The sequence below is a fragment of the Flavobacterium sp. ASV13 genome, assembly GCF_000745775.1.
Classification (GTDB): domain Bacteria; phylum Bacteroidota; class Bacteroidia; order Flavobacteriales; family Flavobacteriaceae; genus Flavobacterium.
The window spans coordinates 530,592-545,167 of record NZ_JQJY01000005.1; the positions used below are offsets into that span (position 1 = coordinate 530,592).

A 14,576-nucleotide genomic window follows, 5' to 3' on the forward strand; every position below is an offset into this window, starting at 1 on the left:
TTTAGTTAGAAATTTGATAAAAATTGAAGTTAAAAATACCCATTAAATTATTAATAATACTTAATTTTGCGCGACAAAAAAACAACACATTTACTTTTAAATGTGATTCGTACAGCAAAATGGTGCACGAACACATTAATTTAAAAAACTTAGATAGCTACATGAAAACAGATGCTTTTGCTTTAAGACACATTGGTCCAAGAGAAACAGATCTTCAGCACATGCTGAAAACTATTGGAGTTGATTCGATTGAACAACTTGTTTATGAAACCCTTCCGGACGATATTCGTTTAAAAGCGCCTTTGAATTTAGATCCTGCTATGACGGAATTCGAATTTGCAAACCATATTCGCGAATTAGGAAAGAAAAACAAAACATTTAAATCATACATTGGTTTGGGTTATCACCCAACTATCGTTCCGGCTCCAATTCAAAGAAATATTTTTGAAAACCCAGGATGGTATACAGCTTACACGCCTTACCAAGCAGAAATTGCTCAAGGTCGTTTGGAAGCTATTTTGAATTTCCAGACTACAGTTATTGAATTAACAGGAATGGAAATTGCAAACGCATCTTTACTTGATGAAGGAACTGCTGCTGCAGAAGCTATGGCGTTATTATTTGACGTTCGTACGAGAGATCAAAAGAAAAACAATACACACAAATTCTTCGTTTCTGAAGAAATTTTACCACAAACTTTATCTGTACTTCAAACACGTTCAACTCCAATTGGAATTGAATTAGTTGTTGGAAACCACGAAACATTTGATTTTTCAAATGAGTTTTTTGGAGCTATTTTACAATACCCAGGAAAATATGGTCAGGTAAACGATTACAGTGCTTTTGTTGCTAAAGCAAAAGAAAACGAAATTAAAGTTGCCTTTGCAGCTGATATTTTATCATTAGCGGCTTTAACTTCTCCGGGAGAAATGGGCGCTGCAGTTGTGGTTGGAACTTCACAACGTTTTGGTGTACCAATGGGTTACGGTGGTCCTCATGCTGCATTTTTTGCAACTAAAGACGAATACAAACGTTCTATGCCAGGTCGTATTATTGGAGTTTCTATTGATGTAAATGGAAACCGCGCTTTACGTATGGCTTTAGGAACTCGTGAACAACACATTAAACGTGAAAAAGCGACTTCAAATATTTGTACTGCTCAGGTTTTATTGGCAGTTATGGCTGGAATGTACGCAGTTTACCACGGACCAGAAGGTTTAAAATACATTGCAAATAAAGTTCACGCCTCTGCAGTTACTACTGCTGAAGCTTTAAATAAATTAGGAGTTTTCCAAACTAACACAGCTTACTTTGATACTATTTTAGTAAAAGCTGATGCTCAAAAAGTAAAAGCAGCTGCTGAGAAAAACAAAGTAAACTTCTTCTACCCTGATGCTGATTCGGTTTCAATTTCGTTAAACGAAACAACTTCTGTCGCTGACATCAACCAAATCGTTGCGATTTTTGCTGAAGCTCTAGGAAAAGAAACTGTTACGGTTTCTGAATTAACTTCTGCAAGCCAATTACCAGCTTCATTAGAAAGAACATCTTCTTTCTTGACTCATGATGTTTTCAACAATCATCATTCAGAAAGTCAGTTAATGCGTTACATCAAAAAATTAGAGCGTAAAGATTTATCGTTGAATCATTCAATGATTTCATTAGGTTCTTGTACAATGAAATTAAACGCAGCTTCTGAAATGTTACCTCTTTCAATGCCAAACTGGAACAGCATTCACCCGTTTGCACCAGTTGACCAAGTTGAAGGTTACCTTACAATGCTTAAAAAATTAGAGCAGCAATTAAATGTAATTACTGGATTTGCTGGAACAACTTTACAGCCAAACTCTGGAGCTCAAGGAGAATATGCAGGATTAATGGCTATTCGTGCTTACCATTTGTCAAGAAACGAAGGTCACCGTAATGTATGTTTGATTCCTTCATCAGCTCACGGAACAAATCCTGCTTCTGCAGCGATGGCTGGAATGAAAATCATTGTGACAAAAACGACTCCAGAAGGAAATATTGACGTAGAAGATTTAAGAGAAAAAGCGATTGAACACAAAGATGATTTATCTTGTTTAATGGTAACGTATCCTTCTACTCACGGAGTTTTCGAATCTTCAATTATTGAAATCACAAAATTAATCCACGATAATGGCGGATTAGTATATATGGACGGTGCAAACATGAACGCTCAAGTTGGATTAACAAATCCTGCAACAATTGGTGCTGACGTTTGTCACTTAAACTTACACAAAACATTCGCTATTCCTCACGGTGGCGGTGGACCTGGAGTTGGGCCAATCTGTGTGAACGAAAAATTAGTTCCGTTCTTGCCAACAAACCCAATCTTAAAAGTAGGTGGCGAACAAGCTATTACAGCTATTTCATCTGCACCTTACGGATCTGCTTTAGTATGTTTAATCTCTTACGGTTACATCACAATGATGGGTGCTGAAGGATTAAAAAGCGCTACAGAACACGCGATCTTGAATGCTAACTATATGAAATCTCGTTTCGAAGGACACTACCCAATTCTTTATACTGGAGAATGCGGAAGAGCGGCTCACGAAATGATTTTAGATTGTCGTTCATTCAAAGAAAACGGAATCGAAGTTGGTGATATCGCGAAACGTTTGATGGATTACGGTTTCCACGCTCCAACGGTTTCTTTCCCTGTAGCTGGAACTTTAATGATCGAACCAACTGAATCTGAAGATTTAGCTGAGTTAGACCGTTTCTGTGATGCACTTATCTCAATCAGAAAAGAAATTGAAGCTGCAACTGCTGATGATAAAAACAATGTATTGAAAAATGCACCGCACACATTGGCAATGTTAACGACAGATTCTTGGGATTTCCCTTATACAAGAGAAAAAGCGGCTTATCCATTAGAATACATCGCTGAAAATAAATTCTGGCCATCTGTTCGTCGTGTAGATGACGCATACGGTGACAGAAACTTAGTTTGCAGCTGTGCTCCTATTGAAGCTTACATGGAAAATTAATCACAGATTATTTCATAAAACAAACCCGATAACATCATCGTTATCGGGTTTTATTTTTTTATAACATTCTTAAAAACTTTATTAATTTTTATAACACTTTCAAATATTCATACGAAATAAAAATACGCTCCCAAATCAATCTCAAACGTTTGAAATCTCGGAAAAATTAAAAAATCATTAGTAAATAATCAGTTTATCATTAAAAAATCTCTTATTTCACAATTATATGCATGCATAGTATTTTTTATGATAGTTATCATTATTTTATTTCTATTTTAGCGTCAAATTTATCGGATAATTACGGGAAAAATGAAAATAAAAATTATTGGTATTGGGAGCTACATTCCTAATTTAGAAGTAAAAAACACAGATTTTGACAAACATGTTTTTTTAAATGAAGACGGAAGTCCATTTGCTTATCCAAACGAAGTCGTTATCAAAAAATTCAAAGGCATTACCGGTATTCAAAACCGTCGTTATGCCGAACCAGAATATACAGCATCAGATTTAGCTTTTTTTGCAGCTCAAAAAGCAATTGTAAATGCAGGAATTGATGCCGAAACTTTAGACTACATTATTTTCGCCCATAATTTTGGTGATGTAAAAACCGGAACGCACCAAACTGATATTTTACCAAGTTTAGCTACTCGAGTTAAAAACAAATTAGGCATTAAAAATCCTAAATGTGTGGCTTACGATATTCTTTTTGGATGTCCTGGCTGGATTGAAGGTGTTTTACAAGCCAACGCTTTCATCAAATCAGGAATGGCAAAAAGAGTTATGGTAATTGGAGCTGAGACTTTATCAAGAGTTGTAGATGATCATGACCGTGATTCTATGATTTATTCTGATGGAGCTGGTGTTTCAATTTTAGAATTATCAACAGATGAAGCTGGATTATTATCATATGAAAGTGCCACTTTTGCAAATGATGAAGCCAATTATCTTTTCTTTGGAAAATCATACAATCCAGATTTAGATCCGGATATCAAATACATTAAAATGTATGGCCGTAAAATTTACGAATTTGCTTTAAGCAATGTTCCGTGTGCCATGAAAAGCTGTTTAGACAAAAGCGGTATTGATATCAGCGAGGTTAAAAAAATCCTTATTCATCAGGCAAACGAAAAAATGGACGAAGCGATTATTGAGCGTTTCTACAAATTATATGATAAAACGGCGCCGAAAGATATTATGCCAATGAGCATTCATGATTTAGGAAACAGCAGTGTTGCAACTGTACCTACTTTATATGATTTGATTTTACAAGGAAAGATCGAAAATCACGAAATCAATAAAGGTGATGTTCTTATATTTGCTTCAGTTGGAGCGGGAATGAATATTAATGCTTTTGTATATCGATATTAAAAGTCGCTTTAACAAGCCTGAGTGAAATAATCTCGCAAAGACGCGAAGTCGCAAAGTTTTTAAACAATTACTTTGCGACTTCGCGTCTTTGCGAGAGATTCGTTCCTTTTTTTATAATACTTTATAAATTGATTTCCTTCCAATTAAAAAACACAAAAAAGAAGATAACTTTGTATATTTGCGACCTAATTAAAATCAAGAACGAGAGATTGATTCGTTCGCAATGACTATGTACGAAAAAACGTTTCCTAATAAAAGATTCAAGCTTACTTTAGAATTTTTACAAAAACACATAAATACTTCAGAGACCATTTTTGATTTTGGTGTACCAAATCCATTTTCTAAAATAATGGAAGAAAATGGCTATACTGTAAAAAATACAAAAGGAGAAGACTTAGATAACGATCACACTGCTTTACAAACAGAACAATATTCTGTTTTTACGGCATTTGAAATTTTCGAACATTTATTAAATCCATACACGGTTTTAGAAAACGTAAAATGCGATAAATTATTAATTTCGATTCCGTTGCGTTTATGGTTTTCACCAGCATATCGCTCAAAGACTGATATGTGGGACAGACATTATCACGAATTTGAAGACTGGCAATTGGACTGGCTTTTAGAAAAAACAGGCTGGAAAATTACAGATCGTTTGCAATTTACGCATCCGGTGAAAAAATTTGGATTAAGACCTTTACTAAGGTATTTCACTCCGAGATATTATCTTGTTGTTGCTGAAAAAATAAAAGCTTAAAGGCAAATTTCAAAAAAATAAAATTCCAAATTCCAATTGAACTAGCTTTGATTGGAATTTGGAATTTAAAAGATTGGAATTTAAATTGAAAATTTATGAAATATTACATCGTCATTCCCGCGCACAACGAGCAAGATTTAATTGGCTTGACTTTACAATCCTTGGTTTCACAAACCGTTTTGCCTTCAAAAATTGTGGTTGTAAATGACAATTCGACTGATAAAACGGAAGAAGTTGTATTGAGTTTTGCAAAAGAAAACCCATACATATCTGTTGTAAACAAAACTTCAGATGCGATTCATATGCCGGGAAGTAAAGTAATTCAGGCTTTTCAGAAAGGTTTTGAAACTTTAGATTCTAATTACGATATCATTGTAAAAATTGATGGCGATTTAATTTTTCCTCCAAATTATTTTGAAACCATAATCAAACATTTCGAATCAGATCCAAAAATCGGAATGGTTGGCGGATTCTGCTATATCGATAAAAATGGCGAATGGGTTTTGGAAAACCTAACGGATAGAGATCACATTCGCGGAGCTTTGAAGGCTTACAGAGCAGCAACTTTCCAGCAAATTGGAGGATTACGCCCTGCAATGGGCTGGGACACCGTTGATGAACTGCTTTGTAAATATTATGATTGGAAAGTGGTTACCGACGAATCTTTACATGTAAAACACTTAAAACCGACAGGCGCAAACTACAACAAAACAGCTCGTTATAAACAAGGCGAAGCTTTTTATACCTTAGGATATGGTTTTTGGATTACTGCAATTGCTTCGGCAAAATTGGCAATGATGAAGAAAAAACCATTCTTATTTTTAGATTATATAAGAGGATTTTGGAAAGCTAAAAAAGCCAAAACTCCTTTATTAGTAACTCCGGAACAGGCTAAATTTATTAGAAATTATCGTTTTCAAAAAATGAAAGAAAAGTTAATTTGATTGCTAAAACACTCGAAAAACTGGAACTCATTACCCAAAACTCATAACTTATTTTTACCTTAGCCAATATTTGTAAAACTTATGATGCTAATTCGTTATTTATCCCAAATAGGAAAATATTTTTTAATGCTGAAAGAAATTTTCAATAAACAGACCAAATGGTCTGTTATGAAAAAATTAATTTTCAAAGAAATCGACGATTTAATTATCGACTCACTTGGGATTGTTTGCTTTATCTCTTTTTTCATCGGAGGAGTTGTTGCCATTCAAACAGCGCTAAACTTAACAAACCCTTTAATTCCAAAATATCTAATTGGTTTCGCTACACGTCAATCTGTAGTCTTGGAGTTTGCTCCTACTTTTATTTCGGTAATTATGGCCGGAAAAATGGGATCTTACATTACTTCCAGTATTGGGACAATGCGCGTTACAGAACAAATTGATGCTTTAGAAGTTATGGGAGTTAACTCCGTAAATTATCTTGTTTTCCCAAAAATTGTAGCTTTATTAATGTATCCATTTGTAATCGGAATTAGTATGTTTTTAGGAATTTTTGGAGGATGGCTTGCGTGTGCTTACGGAGGATTTTCAACAGGAGCCGATTTTATTATGGGAGCTCAGAAAGATTTCATACCCTTTCATATTACTTATGCATTTATCAAAACTTTAATTTTTGCCATGTTATTGGCAACAATTCCCTCTTTTCATGGATATTACATGAAAGGTGGCGCATTAGAAGTTGGTAAGGCTAGTACAACATCATTTGTATGGACATCTGTTACTATTATTCTCCTAAATTATATATTAACTCAATTATTACTAGGATAATGATAGAAGTAAAAAACATAGAAAAATCATTTGGTGACAGCAAAGTTTTAAAAGGCGTTTCAACAGTATTTGAAACTGGAAAAACCAATTTGATTATTGGACAAAGTGGATCTGGAAAAACAGTTTTATTGAAAACCTTATTAGGAATTCACACACCAGATTCAGGAACAATTGAATTTGATGGAAGAGTTTATTCTGATTTGGACAAAGATGAAAAACGTGAGTTAAGAACTGAAATCGGAATGGTATTTCAGGGAAGTGCTTTATTTGACTCGATGACCGTTGAAGAAAATGTCGCATTCCCGCTAAGAATGTTTACTAACAAAAACAAAGCTCAAATTCAGGAACGTGTTGATTTTGTTTTAGAAAGAGTAAATCTGATAGATGCTCATAAAAAATTACCTTCTGAAATTTCCGGAGGTATGCAGAAACGTGTTGCCATTGCACGTGCTATTGTAAACAATCCGAAGTATTTATTTTGTGACGAACCAAACTCTGGTCTTGATCCAAATACTTCAACTTTGATCGACAACTTAATTCAGGAAATCACTAGAGAATATAACATTACAACCGTTATCAATACACACGATATGAACTCTGTAATGGAAATTGGCGAAAATATCGTTTTTCTAAAAAAAGGCTTGAAAGCATGGCAAGGAAATAAAGAAGAAATATTTAGAACTGACAACAAAGACATTGTGAAGTTTGTTTATTCTTCAAACCTATTTAAAAAAGTAAGAGAAGCTTATTTGAAAGGATAACACCTTTTAAATCTAAATATTTAAAATCCCAAATTCCAATCGCAACAAAATGGAATTTGGGATTTTCTTTTTTAATAATGTTTGCATAATCCAAAACCTACTGATACGCCAACACCTACAAAAGTATATTTTCCAATATCACCATAAAGCTTAAACCCAACACTCGGAATTAAAACATTGTATATCAAATTAGATCTTTTTTTTGAGTAAAACCTTTTATAATTGGCTTCAAAAGGAAATCCATAAAAACCTGTAGTTGAAACTGTACGGATTCCGTCAAGATCACGACTTTCTAATTCCAAATTATTTCGGCTAATTCCTGCTGAAATACTATAGGAATGATGCTCTTTTACCCAACGCCTCCCGTACATTAAGGCAAGCTCAACATTATCTTCCGACTTATAAACCGACGGAGCAATAATAACCGGGCCATCATTTTTCCTTCTATAGCCAGCCGAATTAATGTATCTAAAAGTAAACAGGCTTTCTCCCAATTGATAATTGAGTCCAACACCACCAGAAACGCCAAGATTCTTCACTACTGATGGTCCACCAAAACCTTCAAAATATATAATCGGATTCGTTTTTTCTTCTTTTTCCAAATTAGAAGTTTCTTGTCCTAAAACAAAATTTGAGAAAACCAACACAAAAAATAAGCTGAGTAATATTCTTTCCATAAAAAATTAATTTTTTCAAATATAAAGTAATTCTACAAATGTAGAACAACTTATATTTAAAATTAATATTAAATTTATCATGACAAATCCCAACAAAAAATTCCAAATCCCAATCTTACATAAAATTGGAATTTGGAATTTTCTATTTTGAAATATTTAAACCTTTAATCTATTAGCTCAACTTCAGCGTTTGGATTAAAAAGATAGGTTTTTCCTGTGCTTATTTCGAGGCATTCGAAACGTTTTGTTCTAACGGCAATCTTTTTAAATACCTTACCATTTTTTATTCTGAAAACACTTCCGTAAGGAATTTCAAAAACATAATTTTTATCACTGTTTGAATCATATTGTTTTAATGCCAATGACAAAGTGGTATCAGTATCGCTGCTCGCCGATGGATTTTTAAAATGTCTCGCCAACAAAGGCAATATCATACTAGGAAATATTTCTGGACGAATAAATGGAACCATCAAACGCTGAAATGTATATTTCCACTCATTTCCATGTGGTTTTATATGTCGCCCAAATTTTTCGAATGCAACCAAATGCGAAATTTCATGAATCAGCGTGATCAAAAATCGATATTTATTTAAACTGGCATTAACTGTGATTTCATGTTTACCATTCAATGCTCTTCGATAATCTCCATGACGCGTCTGACGTTCATTTACGATTTTCAAATGAACCTGATTGGCTACAATCAAATCAAAAACAGGCTTTACAGCATGTTCAGGAATATATTTTGCTAATGTTTCGTTCAAAATAATTATGAATTATGAGTTTTGGAATTTAATTATGGGTTCGTAGAGGAAACCTCAAGTACTTTTCCATTAAAATATTTATTTCCATTTAATGTAAAATCATAAATATAAGTTGCCATTCCTTCAGCAGAAATTGGTGCCTGATATCCAGGAAAAGCTTCATTCAGCATTTCAGTCTGAACAGAACCTAAAGCTAGAACATTAAATGAAATTCCTTTCTCTTTATATTCTTCAGCTAATAATTCTGTCAAAGTAATTACTGCGCCTTTGCTTGAACTATAAGCTGCTAATCCGGCAAATTTCAAACTTCCTCTTACACCACCAATTGAACTTATCGTTACAACGTGGCTTCCTTTTTGTAAATATGGAAGACAAATTCTGGTAAGATTAGCAACTGCAAAAACATTCACTTTATAAATGTTTTCAAAATCGGCCTGAGTTGTCTCTGCAAAAGGTTTCCAGATTAAAGCGCCAGCATTATGAACAACTGCATCAACCTTTTTCCAGGTTGACGAAAGAAAACTTTCTACTTCAGTTAAAGCAGATTCATCCGCTAAATCAATTGATAAACAGGTAACATTTTCATGTTCTAAAAGTGCTTTTGGAATTTTTCTCGAAATGGCCAAGACCTGATTTCCTGCATTTGCGAATTGCAATGCTAATTCATAACCAATTCCTCTACTCGTTCCGGTAACAATAATATTTTTCATGTAGCAAAAATAACAAATCCAATAAAAGGTTGTATTATAAATTCATTGTAATTTCTTCTGTTGGTGTAGAAACAATCTTAGTAACAGCCGGTAAAAATTCCTGAATAAATGAAGTCATATGAGAAATATCCATCACTTTAAATTCATCTGAAACATGATGATAAAATTCAAAATTCTCAAAATCGAAAGTACTTATCGATTGACAAGGTTTTCCGAAGGCCTCAAAAAACGAATAATTATCAGATCTATAAAACAATTTATATTCGGCTTCTTTAGGCAAAAACCCAATTGTATTTTTTCCGGTATATTCATTTATTTTTTGTGCCATATTTGATTTGTCAAAACCAGTAACATACGCTAAATAATCACGCTTCATCGGCACACCAATCATTTCGATATTGAGCTGTGTATACAAATTAAAATTTCTCTTTTTTAATTTCTCTACCAAACTTTTAGATCCTAACAATCCTTTTTCTTCACCTGCAAAAAACACAATAAGAATACTGCGTTTATTCGATTTTGTTTTGGCGAAATATTTCGCCATTTGCGCCACAGCTGTTACGCCAGAGGCATCATCATTAGCACCATTATTAATTTTATCGGCCTGCTGTTTTGTATCCAAACCAATATGATCATAATGTGCACTCAAAACCACAAATTCCTTTTTCAAAACAGGATCTGTTCCTTCTAGAACACCAACAATATTATAAGCAGGAGATTTAAAATTCGTTAGAGTATCACGATACGATGCAAAATAAGGTTTGATTTTATTCTTCTTAAAAAAGTCTTCTAAAAAAACAGCTGCTTTTTCAATTCCTTTGGTCCCCGTTTCTCGTCCTTCTAATTCGTCAGAAGAAAGGTATTTTAGGAAATCTGAAACTTCGGTCTGCGAAACTTTATAATCTATATCATTTACAGAAGAAGTATTTGATTTACAACTTAATAAAATAAGCGGAAGAAGAAAGTATAGTTTTTTCATAAATGAAAATTTGACGCACTTTAACTTTTAAATTTCTAAAGCTGCTGATTTAAAATATTTTTTATACACTTTTAATACCTGAATACTTCCCAGAATTATAAAAAACCCTGGAATAAAAACTGGCATTATGTACTTTGAAAACTGATTTGTTTTTTGAAAAAAAGTCTGCAAAACTACAATCAAGCTAAACATCCCAAAAAAAATCCCAATCAAAGTTCCTGCAATATAATAATATTTTAACTGCCTTTCAATGGCAATATACTTTCCGTTAAGCAAATATAAATTCCAGCTGGCCCAAAAAGGAAGCTGTAAAAAATTAAAACAGTTCAAAATAATTCCGATCACAAACGGCGAATAGATTAGATAGTTTGATAAAATCCCATCTGATTTTATTTCTTGATTAAAATTGAAATAAAAAGCAAAGGCCAGAACAAACATGAATCCTACCGCAAAAAAATCAATTATCTTCATTAATTTTTTATTGTTGATGAGTTGTTTTGCAAAAAGAAGCGTGAAATAAATAACAAAAGTTTCTACTACAATAACTCCGAATAAAAAGAAAGCTAAATCACGAAGTCCTGATTTGGTATAAATTTCTAATCCGACAAGATTTAAATATCCTAACGGAATTGATCCCAAAAAACTTACGAGAAATCCAACTAAGCTATTTTTTAAACTTTTCATTTTTTAAAAATTCATGATTTTATTGTTTTGAATCAAATGCGATTTGTATTCGCGCATCCCCACTTTATAATCTAAATAAGGAACTCCCATTTTATGGTTTTCAACGCTTATTTCATACATATAAGTAATATGTCTGGCCAATTCTTTCCAGGCAAACCATACCGAATGTTTGGGATCGTAAATGTGTGTAGGCTCGCTCGCCGCTCCGTTAAGTTCTACAATTTGAAAATTTTCTCCTCGCTCTAATTCTTCAAAAGTATTATACATGATATCAAAACGTCCAAAATAGAATTCCGGAATTTGCATGGCAATTTCATTGATCATATTGGTCAGTTTTGAAGTAATCAAATTACTTCCGTCAAGAAATTTTGCGCCTCTTGCGTGATTTCCAAACGGAACCAAATTTAACGATTCCCCTTTTTGTAAAATTTGGTTTAGCTGATGTCCATATTCTTCTTTCAAAACATCAAATTGCAATTGAAATCTTGGAGTTTGTTTGATTAAATCTTGAATCGTAGACCTGCCATCTCCTATTACAGTTAAAAATTCTTTAGATACAATTCCGGTAATTTTTCCGTTTTTTTGATGTGGGTGTCGAACGTAAAAAATCCCAACTTCATTTTTAAATGGAATTAGACTCTGAACTAAAAAATCAAAATTTGCTTTTTCTGCATATTCCTTTAATTCATTGATGGTTTTTATTTTTTTCACACCCGAACCACGCAAACCAATGTCTGGTTTGGCAATTAATGGAAAATAAATCTGCTTTTCTATAATTGCATCGGCTATTGTTTTTAAATCTGTTTTTTCTTTAAAAAGAATTGTTTTTGGATAATATTTTGGCGGAAGCAAATCATAAATCTGTTTTTTGCTTTCCATCATAAATCCGCCATTTTTAATTTTTGGATTTGAGGCATTAAAGAAAAAAATCGATCTTGATTTGATGGCATAATAAGCCCAAAGAAAATAAATCGGAAAGTACAAAACCTGAAATGGCCAATATTCCCAATTGGTTATTTTATGAAAAAATAGTTTCATTGTTTTATATTTTAAATTCGAATAAAAGAAGTTGAAAAATCTTCTGTTTTTATTAAATCGTAATATTTCATTGCACCTTTATTTTGTTCTATCACAACTTGCGTTACGCTTAATGTTTTCATCTTATTTTCTCTGTTAATGATCAAACCGTTTTGTGTATCGTCATTATGTGTATTTTTATGAAAATCCAACATATCTAAGGCTGATATTTTAATCTTATTCTTCAAAAAATCAAAAAACCAGCTGGATCGTTTTTTTCGTATTTCTTCAGAATATAAAGTGACGGATGACCAAATATGACGCTCAAATTCGTTTAATTTTGTTGTTCTTTTTCCTGAGCCATCCCAAATTAATTCATACAATTCTTCATTTTGGTACAAAACCAAAGTAAAAGGTTCGATATTTTCTAAATTAATCTGTTTCCAAAAGTCCTTTGGCGAAACATCTGAAATAATATCAAGGAGAATTAATCCGCGACTTTTTCTGTAAGGAAGAATCGGAGTATGCTTTGTGATTCCGCCATTTAACAAAACCAGAACAATTCCGTTTTCATCAATTGCAAACCAGGTTCCGCCAGCTTTTGAATCTTTTGGATACATGATATTTTTTCCTTTATGAAAAAAGTTTCTTGGCGCTTCAGCACCGGGACGAATTACTTTTTCGTCCCGATTTGAAGTAATAATTACAATGCCGTTGTTATTTACAAAACTTACTGTACACATTGTTTTCTATATTCGATAGTTGAACGCGCTACGCCAAAATTGTCATCTACTAAAACATTTTCAAATTCTCGTACAGCGACTTTTATTAAAGCTTGATGGTGCACGCAATGTTCGAGATTATAAAGCAATTCTCTGTAATAATTACTTTGAATTCTCATGTTAAGTCCGTCAATAAACTGCTCCAGAAACATTATTTTATTCTCGCTTTGTAAACCTGCTTTAATTTCGGTGATGCATTGCTTAGCAAATTCGGTCTCCGTTTGAATTCTGATATTTCTCTCGCGATTATCATAATTTATAATTCCCGATTCATAGCCATTTTGAAGACATTGAAACATTTCAAGAATATGCCTTGTGTGTTCGCCAATTGTGGCATTGCTTAAAGCCTCGCAGGATTTTGAATAATCTTTATCAGATAATTGATTCAATAAATCCGTTAACTCATCTAAACTGCGGCGTATTGATTTTAGTAACATAACTTTTAATTTAGAAGATTAAACAATTTGTTTTTATTGAAATAAAGCAAACCTAAACTGCACAACAACGTAATAACAGCTAACACAAAAAGTAATCCGCCGTCGTTTTGAACCTCAATTCCTAAAACAAATAAATGTGACAAAATAGCTCCAATCATAATTCCGGTTGCACCAAATGCTCCAATCCAGGTTGTTTTGGGAATTAAAATCAAAACTGCAGCAATCAATTCGGCAATTGCAGAACCAATTCTTCCATAAGGTTCTACGCCTAAAGTGGAGAAAATATAAACACTTTCTTCTGCTCCGCTGAATTTAAAAAACAAGGTTTGCAATAAAATTACCGAAGCTGTTATTCTCAAAATCCATATTAAAATTTCCTTTTTCATGGCTTCGGATTATTTGTATATTTTTTTCCAGTTGTTATCGGCCTTAACTTTTAACTCTGCTTCCTCCGGATTCCAGCTTTTGAGCGTATTATTAAAATAAGCATTGTAAAACAGATAAAGTTTTCCATCGCTAATTTTAAAAGTCTCTGGATTAATTTCTACTTTTTTGCCTGCACTTCCCATTGCATATGCACACCATCCGCCATATTGAGGTTCATATTTTGATGGGTTTTTCAAAAAGGTATTTTTATTTTCGACAGATGAAAAATTATATGTCACTCCCTGATAGGAAGTCGAAATTTCTTTTTTCCCTTTAACTGCTTTTCCCTGATTAAAATAGCCAACAGGATCATAACCCTGAATTCCTACTTTATTTTCTAAATTATACTGGCTAACTCTTTTGGCATCATTTTGAGCAAATGAACTGCCTGAAACTAAAATCAATAACAATAATACTAACTTTTTCATCTTTAT

At 33.1% G+C, this 14,576-nt stretch carries 16 protein-coding genes; 6 read left to right on the plus strand and 10 right to left on the minus strand.

Annotated features, from left to right (window positions below; translation table 11 throughout):
- The first annotated feature begins 161 nt into the window (after positions 1-161).
- The 6 genes from gcvP to GQ47_RS16360 all read left to right on the plus strand — a co-directional run bounded on the left by gcvP (position 162) and on the right by GQ47_RS16360 (position 7,669).
- Complete coding sequence (gene gcvP / locus GQ47_RS16335; RefSeq protein ID WP_035650740.1) at positions 162-3,011, plus strand: aminomethyl-transferring glycine dehydrogenase; 2,850 nt, start codon at positions 162-164, stop codon at positions 3,009-3,011.
- A 309-nt stretch (positions 3,012-3,320) separates the two neighbouring features.
- Complete coding sequence (locus tag GQ47_RS16340; protein WP_035650543.1) at positions 3,321-4,379, plus strand: 3-oxoacyl-ACP synthase III family protein; 1,059 nt, start codon at positions 3,321-3,323, stop codon at positions 4,377-4,379.
- A gap of 229 nt (positions 4,380-4,608) precedes the next feature.
- Complete coding sequence (locus GQ47_RS16345; RefSeq protein WP_035650546.1) at positions 4,609-5,136, plus strand: methyltransferase; 528 nt, start codon at positions 4,609-4,611, stop codon at positions 5,134-5,136.
- A 95-nt stretch (positions 5,137-5,231) separates the two neighbouring features.
- Entirely contained in the window at positions 5,232-6,080 is an 849-nt protein-coding gene (locus GQ47_RS16350) for a glycosyltransferase family 2 protein (RefSeq protein WP_035650548.1), read from the plus strand.
- 81 nt (positions 6,081-6,161) lie between these two features.
- Positions 6,162-6,908: an MlaE family ABC transporter permease gene (locus GQ47_RS16355; RefSeq protein WP_035650550.1), complete on the plus strand. Its 747-nt coding sequence runs from the start codon at positions 6,162-6,164 to the stop codon at positions 6,906-6,908.
- The gene (locus GQ47_RS16360; RefSeq protein WP_035650552.1) at positions 6,908-7,669 is read left to right on the plus strand and encodes an ABC transporter ATP-binding protein; all 762 of its coding nucleotides are present in this window, start codon (positions 6,908-6,910) and stop codon (positions 7,667-7,669) included. Before GQ47_RS16355 ends, GQ47_RS16360 begins: the two co-directional genes overlap by 1 nt.
- Positions 7,670-7,740: 71 nt before the next feature.
- Here the strand turns inward: GQ47_RS16360 and GQ47_RS16365 are convergent, their stop codons facing one another.
- The 10 genes from GQ47_RS16365 to GQ47_RS16410 form a co-directional block, all read right to left on the minus strand.
- Positions 7,741-8,346, minus strand: coding sequence for a hypothetical protein (locus GQ47_RS16365; RefSeq protein WP_035650555.1), 606 nt, complete (start codon positions 8,344-8,346; stop codon positions 7,741-7,743).
- A gap of 164 nt (positions 8,347-8,510) precedes the next feature.
- Positions 8,511-9,107 carry a SprT-like domain-containing protein gene (locus GQ47_RS16370; RefSeq protein WP_035650558.1) on the minus strand — a complete coding sequence of 199 codons (597 nt, stop codon included), beginning with the start codon at positions 9,105-9,107 and terminating at the stop codon, positions 8,511-8,513.
- Between the two features lie 32 nt (positions 9,108-9,139).
- Positions 9,140-9,817, minus strand: coding sequence for an SDR family NAD(P)-dependent oxidoreductase (locus GQ47_RS16375; RefSeq protein WP_035650560.1), 678 nt, complete (start codon positions 9,815-9,817; stop codon positions 9,140-9,142).
- Positions 9,818-9,851: 34 nt separating this feature from the next.
- A complete protein-coding gene (locus GQ47_RS16380) occupies positions 9,852-10,796 on the minus strand; it encodes a M20/M25/M40 family metallo-hydrolase (RefSeq protein WP_035650562.1) in 945 nt (314 codons plus the stop codon).
- Between the two features lie 27 nt (positions 10,797-10,823).
- Positions 10,824-11,480: a hypothetical protein gene (locus GQ47_RS16385; protein WP_035650563.1), complete on the minus strand. Its 657-nt coding sequence runs from the start codon at positions 11,478-11,480 to the stop codon at positions 10,824-10,826.
- 3 nt (positions 11,481-11,483) lie between these two features.
- Positions 11,484-12,518: an ATP-grasp domain-containing protein gene (locus tag GQ47_RS16390; protein ID WP_035650565.1), complete on the minus strand. Its 1,035-nt coding sequence runs from the start codon at positions 12,516-12,518 to the stop codon at positions 11,484-11,486.
- 11 nt (positions 12,519-12,529) lie between these two features.
- Complete coding sequence (locus GQ47_RS16395) at positions 12,530-13,240, minus strand: NRDE family protein (protein WP_035650567.1); 711 nt, start codon at positions 13,238-13,240, stop codon at positions 12,530-12,532.
- Positions 13,228-13,716: a hypothetical protein gene (locus tag GQ47_RS16400; RefSeq protein ID WP_035650569.1), complete on the minus strand. Its 489-nt coding sequence runs from the start codon at positions 13,714-13,716 to the stop codon at positions 13,228-13,230. Before GQ47_RS16400 ends, GQ47_RS16395 begins: the two co-directional genes overlap by 13 nt.
- A 5-nt stretch (positions 13,717-13,721) precedes the next feature.
- Positions 13,722-14,102 carry a DoxX family protein gene (locus tag GQ47_RS16405; RefSeq protein ID WP_035650571.1) on the minus strand — a complete coding sequence of 127 codons (381 nt, stop codon included), beginning with the start codon at positions 14,100-14,102 and terminating at the stop codon, positions 13,722-13,724.
- Between the two features lie 9 nt (positions 14,103-14,111).
- On the minus strand, positions 14,112-14,570 hold the full coding sequence (locus GQ47_RS16410; protein WP_035650573.1) for a YHS domain-containing (seleno)protein: 459 nt from the start codon (positions 14,568-14,570) through the stop codon (positions 14,112-14,114).
- Positions 14,571-14,576 lie beyond the last annotated feature (6 nt).